Here is a 16,789-nt window from a genome sequence, read left to right on the forward strand (position 1 = left end):
TGGTGCTCGATCAATCTCAATAACTGTTTGTACAAGTATGAGGTCGCGAAAGCAGTCATTTTTAATAGCAATTAGATGATATCTAAATACTTTCTGTTTTATGTATTTGTGGCAAAAACGTGGGGGGAACTGCTCATTCCCTGTACAAAACCGTAATGTTCATGTGAGAATTAGAATCTAAAAAAACAACACAAGTACAGGAAGTTATGACCAAAAAGATTCATTTTTATGCACCAGGTACAAACGATTACATCAGCCCAACTTTACTTTTCTCAGTTGCCCGGATGACGGTAAATGATGACGGGGCTCAGTGGTTAGAGACTCAGTGGGCTGGCGGTGGCAATATTCAGGGGATGGCTCTTTACACTTCGATTCTTGATGCGGCAATTGCTGCTGAAGTACTGAATCAGGCAGAAACACCGTCGGAATGGAAGGTTTACTCATTCTCTGATCTGAACATTACAGAGATGATGATCAACACGAAAGCCCATAAATCCCATTACGGCATGATGCTTGTATTTGGGTTCTCAATCGACGATTTCAGAAACCTTATACTGCAATCTGCTCTATACCGAACTCTGCAATTCCCTGAATCATTCCCTATCGGTAACTGCTTAGATCCCATCACAAACAAGGTAATCCTGAAATTCGATGAATCCCTGTTCGAGGGGATGAATGGTTACTGGCATGAAGAGTTTCCCAGCTACTGTGAATCAATGGAGATCCTTAACTCTCAACCTCTCGACTTTATAAAAGAACATGCCCGGAATGCTGTATCAACGGTACTTGTCACCGCAACACCGATTATCAGCTCGGCAACGCAATACTGTGTATCCACCTATTCCATCGAAAAGCAAATGTGGATCGTATCTTCTCTGGCAGTGAATGGTTCTAAACCTGCTAACAAACTTCATTAAGGATGATTCTATGGCTACTGGTCATTTTCTGAGGATTGGCGACAAGACAACGTGCGGCGGTAGCATTCTTTCAGGTTCCCCAAATCACAGCTTTGGAGGGATTGCGACCGCGAGAAATGGCGATTCTGTCTCTTGTGGTAAAGATGGCAAGGTATACCATATCGCAGGTGGTATCCCCACTTACTCGATTCATGGAGTTGCCGCAGCAGGTACTTTGCATAGCCGCAGTACATGCCCCTGTGACACAACTTTCATTTCGTCATTCCCAAATGCTTCCTATTGGGTCGAGGAAAAGAAAGCAGTTAAGGCTGCCCCTTTAGCTGTTCCTGTACCAACAAAAACGGAAGAACCCGTACAGCACGCCCAGACAGCTAAAAAACTACATAAGGAAGAAACCAAACGTGAACCAGTAGATGCTGGCTTCTGTGTACTTCCTTACGGTGCTGAAACTGGTGCTTATGAGCGATACTTATTCGAAGGTAGTTCACCAGCAGGAACAAAGGAACTTTACCGTTCACTAAATGGAGAAGGTAAGGAATACAAAGCTGGTTCTATCCTACTTGTTGTTGATCCAGAAAAACAGCACAGTGATCAGATCGCACATATGCAGGCTGCTAAACAACGTATTGATACAGCATTAGAACCGCTTACGCATAAAGAGGCTAATTTCTTACACGATCACTATGCAACAATAGCTAACTTTAGCAACATCGCCGATAAAGGAATAGGACTTGCTGCTGAACCTGTTGGGAAGTATTTCGAGAATATAGAGGAAATCCTGAAAGAAATTCAGGAAACGTACAAGAATACATACACCACAAGAGGGGTTTTGATTGGTGAGCAATTCTATGTGAGACGTGCTCAACTATTCAAGAAACTTGATCATGTACTTAAAGTCGGCTTCCTTAATAAAGGTATGAAACTTGGTGAGTACAACAACTTAAAAAGTGCTCTTGGTTTATCAACTAAATCGATAACTCATAAATGGAATGAAACGGGAATAAGTGATATTGATGGTTACGCTACACATATAGAGCGAGCTGCAAAATTTGTAGCAGCTATGCGATATGTTGGTTATGTCGGGATTGGCTTTAGTGCTTTGCATTCTATTAATGAAATAAATGAGGCTTGTTCTGTTGGTCGTGAAAGCGAATGTACTAAAAAGAAATACACGGAAATAGGTAGCTTTGCAGGGGGGCTTGCTGGTAGTTATGCTGGCGGTGCTGCTGGTGTTGGCCTCTGTTCTGTTATTTTGGGGACTTTAACAATAGAAGCTGCCGGAGCAGGTGCATTAGCTTGTGGTGTAATTCTTGGTACTGGTGGGGGGTATATAGGCGGAGAGTATCTCTCAGACAAAGGTGAAGAATATGGTGAAATAATTTATAACGCAGTAGGGAACTGATGAAAATTGTATCTGCTATCATATTCATATTGTTTGTCTTATCGACAATTGTAGCATGTGCATATTCGGTGACGAAGAATAAACAACACCTTTTATTGTGCGATATTTTTAAAGAACGATTTGGACACGTACCCGCAGGTATAATCCTTGCGCAAGCAGGGGGGATATTCTTAGCTTTTCAAAAAGATATGTACTTCATCTTCCCATTTGCTTTTAAAAAGGGAAGTTTTCCTGTGAGAAATATGAACCCCGAACATTATGATTTCATCAAAAATTTACCTAAAGAGGAAGTGTCGTGGCTAAAAATTAAGTTTACTTTATTCTTAATAATGATTGTTCTGTTTTGTGCAACCATCATAACATCTTACTTATTTCTCTAAGCCTATTTTATAAAGCCGCTAAAGCGGCTTTTCTTGTAAGTGAATACGAAAGAGATTAGGTTACTGGTCTTTAGAACACAAAATAAGCAAATCCCAGGCCTCACGATTTTTGGAAAAAATCTTAAGTAATCTTTTACTCAGGAAAAAGCAAAGTCTGTTTTTTTCCGCCTAATTTATAATCTCGTTCATCTGATCAGCTTCTACCCCGCCGACAAAATGCCGTGTACTCAGATCTCAGTACTGAATTTTACACTAACCCTGTATTGGCGGAAAAACGATCGATTAAGAATCTCTTTTGGATATAGCGTAAAGGTGTGTAAACCTGCCAGAGGTCATATTTTGGCATAAAAACAGACCGGACAGCAGGACGCTGTCCGGTGCATGTGGCTATTTCGCAGGAGATAAACCGGCGCTTCCCACCGTTTGTCGTGTGGCATCGCCTCCCCACACCTGGTCATACTCGTATCCCGTAAGCTGCTTGATGATCACGCGAGTATTGGCGTCGCAGTCGCGGTAATCTCCGCCCAATTTCCGGCGGGCAATCTCCTTGAGCAGTTGTTTATGCGTCTCGCGGGTGAGCTTAAACTTATAGGTCGTGAAGAAACTCACCGCCAGCAGGGCGGCCGTTGCGAAAATCATCAGGCCGATAATCGCTCCCAGCGCGCTTTCTGGCTGTGCGCCGCTGCCCTTCACGAAGCCGGACTCCTGCAGTACCAGGCCGATAATCATGATGGCAATTGCCACGGTGCTTTTGCGGGTCAGAACCATCACGCCGGCAAAAATCCCCTCGCGGCGCTGCTGCGTCACTATTTCGTCGATATCGGGAATGAAGCTGTAGATATTCCACGGAATATAGTAAAGGCCGGAGCGGGCGGCCCCCAGCAGAATAAAGACCGCCGAGAACAGCAGCGTCGGTACCTGCGTTTTGGTGAGGTAGACCGTAAACAAGAATACCAGCACGCAGAAGATACAGCCGTAGGAGAAACGCAGTGCTGCGGAGGGAGTAACATTCAGCCGGTTCAGCAGCAGCATAAACCCGTAGGTGCCAGGCACCGAGGCGAAGGCGGCGATGCTCAGCCAGCCGGAAACCGCGGCCGCATCCTGGCTCAGACAGTACACGACATAATAGGTAAACACCGAGCCGAATACGTCCATCGCCGTAAACGAAAAGATATAAATAATAATATGCAGGCGGAACGCGCGAATACGGAATGAAGAAAAGAGATCCAGAACCAGATATTTCAGGTGATTAAGTAGCCCGCCGCTGCGCTGGGTATCTATTTTAAAATCGGACTCCTGCGGAACATCTTTGGCTTCCCAGGTGGTGTACCAGGTAATAAACACCGCAATGCAGAATACGCAGGAAAATATCAGCCCGGTGAGGGTATAGGTGAATGGATTGTCTTTGCCCGTGAACTGCATGATCACGCCGGGGACGGACACCGCCAGAAAACCACCTAACTGGGAGCAGATCATGCGCACGCCGGAGAGGCGGCTACGCTCTTCATAGCGGTTTGTCATTTCCGCCGCCAGCGTCTCCCACGGAACCAGCACCATCGCCGACAGCAGTTCAATCGAGAGATAGGTGCCCAGGTAATACCAGTAGCCCATATCCGTCAGCCACAGCAGGGCATACAAAAACATTAATGGGGAGCTGAGTAATAAAAAGAAGCGGCGACGACCAAATTTACGGCCAAGCCAGGTATCGCCGAAATTATCGGTGATATAACCCATAATCGGGCTTAAGAGTGCATCAATGACGCGGGCAATCGCAAATATTGAACCTGCTTCAATAACCGAGAGCCCGCAATAGGTGGTGTAAAAAAATAGCAGCCAGGTGCCGATAATGGCGAAAGCGCCTCCGCCAAACAGATCGGTTACGCCGTAGCCAAGCGCTACGCCATAACCAACTCTACGTTCAGTTGGTTTGACCATAATAATATCCAGTGTAGGGTAATGATTAACCTGTTTTTCAGGTCGTATTTTTATTTACTGCTGGACGACACATTACGTTCTAATTATTGATATCTATCCATTGTCTTAATTGAGATGAGCGATAAATGGCCTCCACAAGGGTGAGTGATTTTCCGGCAGCATGGATATCGGTGTAATCCGTTTCTCCCGGGTGAGTAACGGCATGATAAAAACGGCGGATCGCCTGTTGATGTCCCAGCCCCCAGTAGCTTTTAACTGAGCCGTCAGGGGAGTCATCGCTTACCAGCCTGCGACGCTCTCCGGGGGTGATGCGCCAGAGCACGTTGTCATTCAACAGCAGCGAGCCCCGTTCGCAGTGGATCTCCAGCCAGAGAGGGGAATCCGTGGTATTGCAATTACTGGCGTAAAACAGGCCGCGCGCACCGTTGGCAAAGTGCAGCGTCGCCATCGCGCTGTCTTCCCCTTCGGTCACGTCTGCCAGCTCTCCGCTGTCCACCACACCTTTCAGACGCGTCACGCCGCCGGCGAACCACTGCATCAGGTCGAGGGTGTGGATCGCCTGGTTAATCAGCAGGCTGCCGCCCTCCGTTGCCAGCCGCCCACGCCACGGGCTTTCGGTGTAGTACGCGCCGGAGCGTGACCACGTCAGCACCGCTTTCAGGCTAAGCATCTTCCCCAGCTCGTCATCGCTCAGCGCCTGCCGGATGCGAAGGCTGGTGGGGTTGAGCCGGTTCTGGTAGCACACGCCAAGCAGGCCCGGAGCCTGCTCAGCGGCGCGGGCGATATCACCGAGCTCGCTGCTGTTCATCCCCACTGGTTTTTCGCAGAACACATGCTTCCCGGCGGCGAGCGCCGCCAGGATCATGCTTTTATGTTCAAAATGCGGCGTGCAGATATGGACTACGTCGATGGCATCATCCAGCAGCATTTCCCGGTAATCCTGATAAAAGCGGCACTGATAGGCCATCGCCAGCGTCAGTCCTTTGACGCTGTCGATGTCTACCAGTGCGCGCAGCGCAACGTTGGGGATCTGGCGTAAAGCATTCACATGGCAGCCGTGAATGGCTCCAGCGCCGATTACCGCCGTGTTCAGGATCGTCATGGTTACCTCCCGTTATGCCGTCGCGTTGGCCAGCATCTGCGCCTTCACGCAGAGTTCCGCCGCCTTAAAGGCGTGAGCCTGCGTCATGGCGTTTTCGGTACGATTCAGGCAGTCGAGGATCAGCTCGCCAAAGAACGGGAACCCGACCTGTCCGGCGACCGGGTAACGGAATTCCCCCTCTTTATTGACCAGGTAAACCACGTCCTGCTCGCCGCGGGTGAGATCGACATATTTACGGATTTCGATATAGCCTTCGGTACCGAGCAGCGTCAGGCGGCCATCGCCCCAGGTTGAGAGTCCGTCCGGGGTGAACCAGTCGCAGCGGAAATAGCCGCTGGCGCCGTTTTCTCCCTTCAGCATCGCGTCACCGAAATCTTCGAAGGCCGGGTATTGCGGATGTCTGAAATTTCGCGCCTGGCTGGCCATCACGCAGGCCTCATCGTTGCCGGTATAAAACAGAAACTGCTCAATCTGGTGGCTGCCGATATCGCACAGGATGCCGCCGAAGTAGCGACGATCGTAGAACCAGTCCGGGCGACCGGTACCTTCCCGGTGCGGGCCGGTTCCCAGGGTTTGCACCACGCGGCCAATCGCGCCCTGCTGCACCAGCTGCCCGGCAAAGACCGCGCTCTCCACGTGCAGGCGTTCGCTGTAGTACACCGCGTATTTCTTCCCGGTTTTTTCCACCATCGCTTTGGCGTCCGCCAGCTGTTCAAGGGTGGTGAGCGGCGCTTTATCCGTGAAGTAATCCTTGCCTGCGGCCATCGCTTTCAGCCCCAGCGCGCAGCGCTCGGACGGGATGGCGGCTCCCGCCACCAGACGCACCTCGTCGTCGTTAAGGATCGCATCCAGCGAGTCCGCCGCTTTGGCCTGCGGATACTGCTGAAGGAATTTATCCACTTTCGCCGGGTCGGGGTCGTACACCCACTTCAGCGTGGCCCCGGCTTCAATCAGGCCGTTACTCATGCCGTAGATATGGCCGTGATCGAGCGCGGCGGCGGCAAACACAAATTCCCCCTCGCGAACCACCGGCTGGGGTTTGCCCACCGGGGCGTAGTTCATTCCGTCATTCTTGTTCATGCTGACACTCCTCGATCCAGAGCTTTGCCCAGAGGGATAGCGCCCACTTCGCTGAAGTTGGCGACGCTTGCGGATTTCTCATAAAAACGGGGGGCGAGGGCGTTGATCCCGCCGGTACGGTAAAACGGGTCGTCGCGCTGAATCGGCAGCGCGACCACTGTGCGGGTAATGGCGGATTTATAAATCGCGGCGATCAGCTCCAGCGAGCGTTTGCCCTGCAACCCATCCACTAGCGGCGCCGTGCCGTGCTCGATGGCATACATCAGGTCATTAATCTGCCCGGTGTGCAGCGTCCACTTGAGCTTCGGCGTCTCCTGAAAAACGGCGTTAAGCTGCGCTTCTCGCTCAAGATCGTTAGTTTCCTGCGGGAAGCCGTTATCGGCACTCACGCTGGAAAAGGCCTGCCACGGGGCGGAGATACGGGCTTTTTCACCCTGAATGATGATTTTCTGATCTTCCCCGTGGTGTACCACCGAGGCGGTAAGCTGCGCGAGTGCGCCGCTGGGGTATTTGAAGATTGCGGCGCTCAGGTCTTCCACTTCGGCGTTGTCGTGCGCCACGTTGGTCATCATCGCCACCACCTCGGACGGGAAGCCGAGCATCCACTGCATGGCGTCGATATGGTGTACCGCGTGGTTAAGCGTGCAGCCACCCCCCTCTTTTTCCCAGGTGCCGCGCCACCACAGGTCGTAGTAGCAGTGCCCGCGCCACCAGAGCGAATCCACCTGCGCGTGGCAAACCTTGCCTGCGAGCCCCGAGTCCAGCGCGGCTTTTAAGCGCCAGAAGGCATCGGTAAAGCGGTTCTGGGCGATGATGGAGAGGGTCTTGCCGCTGGCCTGTTGCGCGGCGATCATCGCGTCGCACTCCTCCAGCGAGGCGGCCATCGGCTTTTCGCACAGCACATGACACCCGGCGTGCAGCGCATCAATGCTAATTTCCGCGTGAACGTAGGGCGGCGTGCAGACGTCGACAATGTCGATATTCGGCTCAGACGCCAGCATCTGCTGGTGGCTTGCATACACGCGGGCGTCCGTCAGTCCGTAGCGCGCTTTTTTCTCGTGGGCTTTTTCCGGGTAAATATCCACCAGCGCGACGATCCTGCAGCGCTGGCCAAACTGCAAATAGCCCTGAATATGGTTATGCGAGATATTCCCTGTTCCCACAATGGCGACATTTAACATCGTTTATCTCCGAAGTTACCAGGTGCCTGAGGCGTCCAGCGTGACGCTGGCGGTCTCTTTAGCCACTGAGGTGCTGATACGCTGTTGAAGCAGGCGCAGATACTGTTTCTCGTTGAGCGGCAGATCGACCCAGTCGTCTGTCCAGGTCGAGAGGTGCATGGCGTTGGAGAGCGTCAGCCCGCGGATCCCTTCCAGACCCGGCGCAATCAGCGGCTCGCCGCGCAGGATGGCGGCAGAAAAGTTGGCGGTAATGACGTGGTGTTCGCTGCATTCCGGGGCGACGGGGATCGTCACCTCCCAGCATTCGGGTTCACCAAAGCCGTTTTGCCAGCGGGCGTTGAAGGCGGTTTCGGACTCGCGCAGTCGCCAGTAGCGCAGCTTGCCCTCTTCGACGACCACCTTGCCGCAGTCGCCGACGATTTCCAGCCGGTTAGTGCCCGGCGTTTCCGCCACGGTAGTGATAAACACGCCGGTCGCGCCGTTGGCGTATTCCGCGTAGGCGGTGACCTCGTCCTCCACTTCGATATTGCGATGCTTGCCGAACTGGCAGAACGCGCGCAGGCGGACCGGCATCCCCACCAGCCACTGCCAGAGATCGAGCTGATGCGGATCCTGGTTGAGCAGCACGCCGCCGCCTTCGCCTTTCCAGGTGGCGCGCCAGCCGCCGGAGTTGTAGTAGCTCTGCGAGCGATACCAGTTAGTGATGATCCAGTTGGAGCGGCGGATCTCACCCAGCTCGCCGCTGTCGATAAGATCTTTCACCTTCTGGTAGAGCGGATTCGGGCGCTGGTTATACATGATGCCGAACACCACGCCGCACTCCCGGGCGCAGGCGTTCATCTCCTGCACCTGCGCCGTATACACGCCCGCCGGTTTTTCACACAGGGTATGGATGCCGTTACGCATCGCCAACATCGACAGGCGCGGATGCTCGTAGTGCGGCGTGGCAACAATCACCGCGTCGATAAGCCCGCTCTGGAGCATCTCCTGTGCGTCGCTGAATAACGGGAGGGTGCCGACCAGCTGGCGAATGGCCGGGTGCTTTTCGACGGCATTATCGCAAACCGCCGCCAGGCAGGCGTCGCTGACGGTACCCGCCAGTAAATAGCGCGCGTGGACCGTACCGATATTACCTATTCCAATAATGCCAAAACGTACCTTCTCCATGTCACACCTTAATTTCAGTTGAAAAGAAGTGATGACCGGAAAATAGGAAAGGCGAGCCGCAGCGACAATGTGTTTTTGTGAGAATACTCGCAAGGTGATTAAGTAATCTCCAGGCTTTCTGAAATTTAGTTTTAAAATCAAAAGACTGTTTCTGCAAATATTTGCAAAAACTGAATGAGAGCGAGGTCACACTATGCCTGGCAGGTTAAAAATGGAGGAAATTGCGGCCCTGACGGGCTATTCCGTCAGTACCGTGTCGCGGGTATTAAGCGGCAAATCGTATACCAGCGATAAAGCCCGGGAGGCGATCGTTCGCACCGCCAGAGAATTAGGCGTGCTGGAGTCCATGGCGAGCGGCAGACTATTAATTAACGGAATCGCTGTTTTTGCGCCAGAAAGAACCTTTCAGGGCCGCGGGGATATTTTTTATCTGGAAGTGACGAAAGGCATTGCTGAAGCCTGCGCGCGACATAACGTGTGGGTGACCTGTTGTGGTTTAGAAGAGCAGCACGCCGATGTGAAAGTCTTTATGGAAAAGGCAAGCCAGAAGAATATTAACGCGATAATTATTATTGGGACTGATGATTCCACCATATTTAAACTTGCCAGCACGCTGAATAAACCCTGCGTATTAATTAATTCCGTTGACCGGGAAAGGATGCTGGATGCCGTCTCGCCCGATCACCGGGCGATTGGCTTCACCGCCATGCAGTACCTTTTTGAGCAGGGGCACCGGCGGGTATTAACGCTCACCTGCCTGCGACGAGAAACGCTGTATGCGCGTCTGGACGGCATCAAAGAGGCGTACCGCCATTTTCACGTGGCTTTTGATCCCCAGCATGATTTGCTGGTGACTGAGTGGTTTACCGCTGAGGAGGCCGAACGGGCGCTGGACGCGTGGCTGATGAGTCATGACAGAACCCAGTGGCCGGAGGTGATTTTCCCGAACAGTACCAGCATGGTGGAAGGGGTGATCAGGGCGTTGACGCGTCATGGGCTGCGCATTCCGGAAGACATTTCGCTCGTTACGACCGATTTTGCATGGAACCTGGCGCACCGTCTGGAAAAACCGGTCACGGGCGTGACGGTGCCCTGCCGCGAGCTGGGGATTGAAGCCGTACACCTGCTGCAAACGCGGCTCAACCGACCGCAGGCGCCGGTCTTTAACCTGCTGCTACAGGGAAAGGTGATGGATTACGGCTCGGTCAGCAATGCGACGCGCCACGCGGCTCGCGTGGCGCTGGAGCGGTAATCAGGCCAGCTGTGGCGGCAGGCAGACGCCGATGCCCCCGATCCCGCAGTAGCCGTACGGGTTTTTATGCAGGTACTGCTGGTGATCGTCCTCGGCGTAGTAGAACGGTTTTGCGGTGGCGATTTCTGTCGTCACGTCGCGCGTATCGCCCGCCTCTCGCATGGCCTGCTGGAAACGCTCAAGGCTGGCGCGGGCGGCGGCATCCTGCTCAGGCGTGAGCGGATAAATCGCCGAGCGGTACTGCGTGCCGTGGTCGTTGCCCTGACGCATGCCCTGCGCCGGGTCGTGGTTTTCCCAGAAGACCTGCAGGAGCTGTTCGTAGCTAATGACCGCAGGGTCGTAAACCACGCGGACCGCTTCCGCATGACCGGTTTCGCCGGAGCAGACTTCGCGGTAGGTTGGATTCGGCGTGTAACCGCCCGTGTAGCCGGCCGCGGTGCTGTAAACGCCGGGCAGCTGCCAGAAGAGGCGCTCCACGCCCCAGAAGCAGCCCATGGCAAACAGGGCGATTTCCATTCCATCAGGAACGTTGGTCATTGAATGGTTATTGACGGCGTGTAAGGTCGCCACAGGCATAGGGGTGTTGCGTCCCGGTAATGCATCAGCTTGTGAAACCAGATGCTTTTTGTCGAATAAACTCACGATGGGGCCTCCCGGGGTGCGATGTTTCGGTTAAGGTTGTCACGAAGCGTTTAATTGAACACAATAAATGCGCTGAATGAGACTAGATTTAATCATAAGAAATATTTGGGTGTTACACCCGTTTTCAACCCACGATTTGGGTTTTTGGCTTCCAGGCCGTATTTTGCCGCACCGCGGCATACATTTGCTTCCAGGGTGGAAAAGGGATATTCAGGAGAAAACGTGACAAAAATCCGCCAGTTATGTTTAGTCAGTGTGTTGCTGACAAGCGGGGTTGCCAGCGCGGCGAATGTCCGTTTGCAGGTTGAGGGGTTATCCGGGACGCTGGAAAAAAACGTGCGTGCGCAGTTGTCGACCATCCAGAGCGATGAGGTGACGCCGGACCGGCGTTTTCGTGCGCGCGTGGATGACGCGATCCGTGAAGGGCTAAAAGCGCTGGGGTATTACGAACCCACCATTGATTTCGATCTCCGTCCGCCGCCAAAGAAGGGGCGTCAGGTGCTTATTGCCCGCGTTTCGCCGGGCGAGCCGGTGCTGATTGGCGGTACGAACGTCATCCTGCGCGGCGGCGCGCGTACCGATCGTGACTATCTGGACCTGCTCAGCACGCGGCCGAAAATCGGCACCGTGCTCAACCACGGTGACTACGACCATTTCAAAAAAGAGCTGACGAGCGTCTCCCTGCGCAAGGGCTACTTTGACAGCCAGTTCAACAAAAGCCAGCTGGGCATCGCGCTGGAGCGACGTCAGGCCTTCTGGGATATCGACTACGACAGCGGCGAACGCTATCGCTTTGGCGATGTAACGTTTGAAGGTTCGCAAATTCGTGAAGAGTATCTGCAAAACCTCGTACCGTTCAAAAAAGGCGATTACTACCAGTCAAGCGATCTGGCGGAGCTGAACCGTCGCCTCTCCGCTACCGGCTGGTTTAACTCCGTGGTTGTCGCGCCGGAATTTGATAAGTCTCGCAAAACCAAGGTGTTGCCGCTGCATGGCGTTGTCTCGCCGCGCACCGAGAACACCATTGAGACCGGTGTTGGCTACTCGACGGACGTCGGCCCGCGCGTGAAGGCCACCTGGAAAAAACCGTGGATGAACTCCTACGGCCACAGTCTGACCACCAGCGCCAGCATTTCCGCGCCGGAACAGCAGCTCGATTTCAGCTATAAAATGCCGCTGCTGAAAAATCCGCTTGAGCAGTACTACCTGGTTCAGGGGGGCTTTAAGCGCACCGATCTGAACGACACCGAGTCCGATTCCACCACGCTTGCGGTATCCCGCTACTGGGACCTCTCCAGCGGCTGGCAGCGCGCGATCAACCTGCGCTGGAGTTTGGATCACTTTACCCAGGCTAACGTCACCAACACCACCATGCTGCTCTATCCTGGGGTGATGATCAGCCGCACCCGCTCCCGCGGTGGCCTGATGCCGACCTGGGGCGACTCCCAGCGCTATTCCATCGATTACTCCAACACCATGTGGGGTTCTGACGTGGATTTCTCTGTGATTCAGGCGCAGAACGTCTGGATCCGCACGCTGTATGACAAACACCGCTTTGTGATGCGCGGCAACCTCGGCTGGATTGAAACCGGCGATTTCGACAAAGTCCCGCCGGACCTGCGCTTCTTCGCCGGGGGCGACCGCAGCATTCGCGGCTACAAATACAAATCCATCGCACCTAAAGACGATGACGGCAAGCTGATCGGTGCCTCCAAGCTGGCGACCGGCTCGCTGGAGTACCAGTACAACGTCAGCGGCAAGTGGTGGGGCGCCATGTTCGTCGACGGCGGTGAAGCGGTGAGCGATATCCGCCGCAGCGATTTTAAAACCGGCGCCGGCGTGGGTGTGCGCTGGCAGTCACCCGTCGGGCCCATCAAGCTCGACTTCGCCGTGCCGGTCGGCGACAAAGACGAACATGGATTACAGTTTTACATCGGTCTGGGGCCTGAATTATGAGTTTATGGAAGAAAATAAGCCTCGGGGTGCTGATTTTTATCGTGCTGCTGCTCGGTACGGTGGCGTTTCTGGTGGGAACGACAACCGGGCTGCATCTGTTGTTTAACGCCGCGAACCGCTGGGTGCCGGGGCTGGAAATTGGCCAGGTGACGGGCGGCTGGCGCGACCTGCGTCTGAAGAACTTCCGCTATGAGCAGCCGGGCGTGGCGGTCAACGCCGGGGAGTTTCATCTCGCGGTGAAGCTGGGCTGTCTGCGGGATAGCAAGCTCTGCGTTAACGATCTGTCGCTAAAAGACGTCAACGTGGCGATAGATTCAAAGAAAATGCCGAAGTCTGCGCCGGTTGAGGAAGAGGACAGCGGCCCGCTGAATCTCTCCACACCGTACCCGATTGCGCTCTATCGGGTGGCGCTCGATAACGTCAATATCAAAATCGACGACACCACCGTTTCGGTGATGGATTTCACCTCCGGCCTGCGCTGGCAGGAGAAAAACCTCACCCTGACGCCAACCTCGCTGCAGGGCTTACTGATCGCGCTGCCGAAAGTGGCGGACGTGGCGCAGGAAGAGATCGTCGAGCCAAAAATCCAGAACCCGCAGCCGGAAGAGAAGCCGCTGGGCGAAACGCTGAAAGATCTCTTCTCGAAGCCTGTCCTGCCTGAAATGACCGACGTGCATCTGCCGCTGAACCTCAACATTGAGGAGTTCAAAGGCGAGCAGCTGCGCCTGACCGGCGATATCGATCTGACGGTCTTCAATATGCTGCTGAAAGTCAGCAGCATTGACGGCAACATGAAGCTCGACGCGCTCGATATCGACACCAACCAGGGCTCGGTGAATGCGTCAGGGAATGCGCTGCTGCGTGATAACTGGCCGGTGGATATCACCCTCAATAGCGCACTCAACATCGACCCGCTCAAGGGCGAAAAAGTGAAGGTTAAAGTGGGCGGGGCGCTGCGTGAGAAGCTGGATATCGGGGTGAATCTCTCCGGCCCGGTAGACATGGCCCTGCGCGCGCAAACCCAGCTGGCGGAAGCCGGGCTGCCGCTCAATCTGGAGGTTGTCAGCAAGCAGCTTTACTGGCCGTTCACCGGCGAAAAACAGTATCAGGCCGACGATCTGAAGCTGAAGCTGAGCGGCAAGATGACCGACTACACGCTCTCGTTCCGCACCGCGGTGAAGGGGCAGGGCGTGCCGCCCGCCACCATCACGCTGGATGCAAAAGGCAACGAACAGCAGGTTAACCTCGACAAGCTGACCGTCGCGGCACTGGAAGGGAAAACGGAACTGACCGCGCTGCTCGACTGGCAGCAGGCGATCAGCTGGCGCGGCGAGCTGAAGCTGACGGGGATTAACACCGCCAAAGAGGTGCCGGACTGGCCGTCGAAGCTGGATGGCCTCATCAAAACCCGCGGCAGCCTCTACGGCGGCACGTGGCAGATGGACGTGCCGGAAATCAAGCTCACCGGGAACGTGAAGCAGAACAAGGTGAACGTTGAAGGTTCGGTGAAGGGCAACAGCTACCTGCAGTGGATAATCCCGGGACTGCACGTGGCGCTGGGCCGCAACACGGCGGATATCAAAGGCGAGCTGGGGGTGAAAGATCTCAATCTTGACGCCACCATCGACGCGCCGAATCTGGATAACGCCCTGCCGGGTCTGGGCGGCACGGCGAAAGGACTCGTGAAAGTGCGCGGCACCGTAGACGCGCCGCAGCTGCTGGCAGATATCACCGCCAACAATCTGCGCTGGCAGGAGCTGAGCGTCGCCCGCGTCCGCGTGGAAGGGGATGTGAAATCCACCGATCAGATCGGCGGTAACCTGAACCTGCGCGTGGAGCGCATTTCCCAGCCGGACGTGAACATTAGCCTGGTCACTCTGGACGCCAGGGGGAACGAGAAGCAGCACGATCTCCAGCTGCGCGTGCAGGGCGAGCCCGTCTCCGGGCAGCTGCACCTGACCGGCAGCTTCGACCGCAAGGAAGAACGCTGGAAAGGGACGCTGGACAACACGCGTTTCAATACCCCGGTGGGCCCGCTGGCGCTGTCGCGCTCCATTGCGCTGGACTACCGCAACGCCGAGCAGAAGATCAGCATCGGGCCACACTGCTGGACCAACCCGAATGCGGAGCTGTGCGTGCCGCAGACCATTGATGCGGGCGCGGAAGGGCGCGCGCAGATCAACCTCAACCGCTTCGATCTGGCAATGCTGAAGCCGTTTATGCCGGATACCACGCAGGCCAGCGGCGTCTTCAGCGGAAAAGCCGATGTCGCCTGGGACACCACCAAAGAGGGGCTGCCGCAGGGCAGCGTCACGCTTTCCGGGCGCAATGTGAAGGTGACGCAGGAAGTCAACGACGCGCCGCTGCCGGTGGCCTTCGACACCCTGAATGTGAGTGCAGACCTGCATAACAACCGTGCGGAGCTGGGGTGGCTTATCCGTCTGACCAATAACGGCCAGATGGACGGGCAGATACAGATTACCGATCCGCAGGGGCGGCGCAATCTGGGCGGCAACGTCAATATCCGCAACTTCAACCTGGCAATGGTCAACCCGATTTTCGCGCGCGGGGAAAAAGCCGAGGGCATGGTGAATGCCAACCTGCGCCTGGCGGGCAACGCGCAAAGCCCGCAGCTGTTCGGCCAGCTGCGCCTCAGCGGTGTGGATATCGACGGGAACTTTATGCCATTCGATATGCAGCCCAGCCAGATTGCGATGAACTTCAACGGCATGAGCTCGACGCTGAGCGGCTCGGTGCTTACCCAGCAGGGGCAAATCAACCTGAGCGGTGACGCGGACTGGAGTCAGCTCGACAACTGGCGCGCCCGTATTGCCGCGAAAGGCAGTAAGGTTCGCATCACCGTACCGCCAATGGTGCGCCTGGACGTCTCGCCTGATGTGGTCTTTGAGGCGACGCCAAGTCTCTTCACCCTGGATGGCCGCGTGGACGTGCCGTGGGCGCGCATCGTGGTTCACGAGGTGCCGGAAAGCGCGGTCGGCGTCTCCAGTGATGAAGTTATGCTCAATGAAAATCTGAAACCTGCCGAAGAGAAGAGCGCTGGCATACCGATTAATAGTAACCTTATCGTGCACGTGGGAAATAACGTGCGGTTGGATGCGTTTGGGCTGAAGGCGAGGCTCACGGGCGACCTGAAAGTGGCGCAGGATAAACAAGGGCTTGGCCTCAACGGGCAGATCAATATTCCTGAAGGGCGTTTCCATGCCTATGGTCAGGACCTGATTGTCCGTAAAGGCGAGCTGCTGTTCTCCGGTCCACCGGATCAGCCGCTGTTGAACATCGAAGCGATTCGTAACCCGGAAGCGACGGAAAACGACGTCATTGCTGGCGTACGCGTCACCGGCTCTGCCGACGAACCGAAGGCGGAGATCTTCTCTGACCCGGCGATGTCGCAGCAGGAAGCCCTCTCTTATCTGCTGCGCGGACAAGGTCTGGACAGCGGTCAGAGCGACAGCGCGGCGATGACCTCGATGTTAGTCGGTCTGGGGGTTGCACAAAGTGGGCAGGTTGTGGGTAAAATCGGCGAGACGTTCGGCGTAAGCAATCTGGCGCTGGATACCCAGGGCGTGGGTGACTCCTCGCAGGTGGTGGTCAGCGGCTATGTGCTGCCGGGTCTGCAGGTAAAATATGGTGTGGGGATCTTTGACTCACTGGCAACACTCACGTTACGCTATCGCCTGATGCCTAAGCTATATCTGGAAGCAGTGTCCGGCGTAGACCAGGCACTTGATCTGCTCTATCAGTTTGAGTTTTAGCA

At 55.0% G+C, this 16,789-nt stretch carries 12 protein-coding genes; 6 read left to right on the plus strand and 6 right to left on the minus strand.

Annotation, left to right across the window (positions count from 1 at the left end):
* Positions 1 to 206: 206 nt before the first annotated feature.
* Genes D5066_RS19965 through D5066_RS19975 form a run of 3 tightly spaced genes read left to right on the plus strand, consistent with a single transcriptional unit; the run spans position 207 to position 2,699 of the window.
* A complete protein-coding gene (locus tag D5066_RS19965; protein ID WP_119917005.1) occupies positions 207 to 917 on the plus strand; it encodes a hypothetical protein in 711 nt (236 codons plus the stop codon).
* Positions 918 to 927: 10 nt separating this feature from the next.
* Positions 928 to 2,319, plus strand: a complete 1,392-nt coding sequence (locus tag D5066_RS19970) for a PAAR domain-containing protein (RefSeq protein WP_119917006.1) — start codon at positions 928 to 930, stop codon at positions 2,317 to 2,319.
* The gene (locus D5066_RS19975) at positions 2,319 to 2,699 is read left to right on the plus strand and encodes a hypothetical protein (RefSeq protein ID WP_244288159.1); all 381 of its coding nucleotides are present in this window, start codon (positions 2,319 to 2,321) and stop codon (positions 2,697 to 2,699) included. The genes D5066_RS19970 and D5066_RS19975 overlap by 1 nt, the downstream gene beginning before the upstream one ends.
* A gap of 387 nt (positions 2,700 to 3,086) precedes the next feature.
* On the opposite strand, the gene D5066_RS19980 is transcribed toward D5066_RS19975, so the two are convergent.
* From D5066_RS19980 to D5066_RS20000, 5 genes are all read right to left on the minus strand, one after another.
* On the minus strand, positions 3,087 to 4,634 hold the full coding sequence (locus D5066_RS19980) for an MFS transporter (protein WP_119917007.1): 1,548 nt from the start codon (positions 4,632 to 4,634) through the stop codon (positions 3,087 to 3,089).
* 79 nt (positions 4,635 to 4,713) lie between these two features.
* Entirely contained in the window at positions 4,714 to 5,736 is a 1,023-nt protein-coding gene (locus D5066_RS19985) for a Gfo/Idh/MocA family protein (protein ID WP_119917008.1), read from the minus strand.
* A gap of 12 nt (positions 5,737 to 5,748) precedes the next feature.
* Positions 5,749 to 6,816: a Gfo/Idh/MocA family protein gene (locus D5066_RS19990; RefSeq protein WP_119917009.1), complete on the minus strand. Its 1,068-nt coding sequence runs from the start codon at positions 6,814 to 6,816 to the stop codon at positions 5,749 to 5,751.
* Positions 6,813 to 7,997 (minus strand): Gfo/Idh/MocA family protein, encoded by a 1,185-nt coding sequence (locus D5066_RS19995; RefSeq protein ID WP_119917010.1) that lies wholly within the window; start codon positions 7,995 to 7,997, stop codon positions 6,813 to 6,815. The genes D5066_RS19990 and D5066_RS19995 overlap by 4 nt, the downstream gene beginning before the upstream one ends.
* Before the next feature lie 15 nt (positions 7,998 to 8,012).
* Positions 8,013 to 9,164 carry a Gfo/Idh/MocA family protein gene (locus D5066_RS20000; RefSeq protein WP_119917011.1) on the minus strand — a complete coding sequence of 384 codons (1,152 nt, stop codon included), beginning with the start codon at positions 9,162 to 9,164 and terminating at the stop codon, positions 8,013 to 8,015.
* 193 nt (positions 9,165 to 9,357) lie between these two features.
* On the opposite strand from D5066_RS20000, the gene D5066_RS20005 reads away from it, so the two are divergent.
* Positions 9,358 to 10,416 (plus strand): LacI family DNA-binding transcriptional regulator, encoded by a 1,059-nt coding sequence (locus D5066_RS20005; protein ID WP_119917012.1) that lies wholly within the window; start codon positions 9,358 to 9,360, stop codon positions 10,414 to 10,416.
* Here the strand turns inward: D5066_RS20005 and msrA are convergent, their stop codons facing one another.
* Complete coding sequence (gene msrA, locus D5066_RS20010) at positions 10,417 to 11,058, minus strand: peptide-methionine (S)-S-oxide reductase MsrA (protein WP_080328827.1); 642 nt, start codon at positions 11,056 to 11,058, stop codon at positions 10,417 to 10,419. It lies immediately after the preceding gene.
* A gap of 222 nt (positions 11,059 to 11,280) precedes the next feature.
* Between msrA and tamA the strand changes: the two genes are divergently transcribed.
* Entirely contained in the window at positions 11,281 to 13,014 is a 1,734-nt protein-coding gene (gene tamA, locus D5066_RS20015; RefSeq protein ID WP_119917013.1) for an autotransporter assembly complex protein TamA, read from the plus strand.
* On the plus strand, positions 13,011 to 16,787 hold the full coding sequence (gene tamB, locus D5066_RS20020; protein WP_119917014.1) for an autotransporter assembly complex protein TamB: 3,777 nt from the start codon (positions 13,011 to 13,013) through the stop codon (positions 16,785 to 16,787). Before tamA ends, tamB begins: the two co-directional genes overlap by 4 nt.
* Positions 16,788 to 16,789 lie beyond the last annotated feature (2 nt).

The sequence above is a fragment of the Enterobacter chuandaensis genome (assembly GCF_003594915.1).
GTDB lineage: Bacteria > Pseudomonadota > Gammaproteobacteria > Enterobacterales > Enterobacteriaceae > Enterobacter > Enterobacter chuandaensis.

Coding starts and splice junctions, on each gene's coding strand:
- D5066_RS19965 (WP_119917005.1), top strand. CDS start 207: ATGACCAAAAAGATTCATTTTTATGCACCAGGTACAAACGATTACATC.
- D5066_RS19970 (WP_119917006.1), top strand. CDS start 928: ATGGCTACTGGTCATTTTCTGAGGATTGGCGACAAGACAACGTGCGGC.
- D5066_RS19975 (WP_244288159.1), top strand. CDS start 2,319: ATGAAAATTGTATCTGCTATCATATTCATATTGTTTGTCTTATCGACA.
- D5066_RS19980 (WP_119917007.1), bottom strand. CDS start 4,634: ATGGTCAAACCAACTGAACGTAGAGTTGGTTATGGCGTAGCGCTTGGC.
- D5066_RS19985 (WP_119917008.1), bottom strand. CDS start 5,736: ATGACGATCCTGAACACGGCGGTAATCGGCGCTGGAGCCATTCACGGC.
- D5066_RS19990 (WP_119917009.1), bottom strand. CDS start 6,816: ATGAACAAGAATGACGGAATGAACTACGCCCCGGTGGGCAAACCCCAG.
- D5066_RS19995 (WP_119917010.1), bottom strand. CDS start 7,997: ATGTTAAATGTCGCCATTGTGGGAACAGGGAATATCTCGCATAACCAT.
- D5066_RS20000 (WP_119917011.1), bottom strand. CDS start 9,164: ATGGAGAAGGTACGTTTTGGCATTATTGGAATAGGTAATATCGGTACG.
- D5066_RS20005 (WP_119917012.1), top strand. CDS start 9,358: ATGCCTGGCAGGTTAAAAATGGAGGAAATTGCGGCCCTGACGGGCTAT.
- tamB (WP_119917014.1), top strand. CDS start 13,011: ATGAGTTTATGGAAGAAAATAAGCCTCGGGGTGCTGATTTTTATCGTG.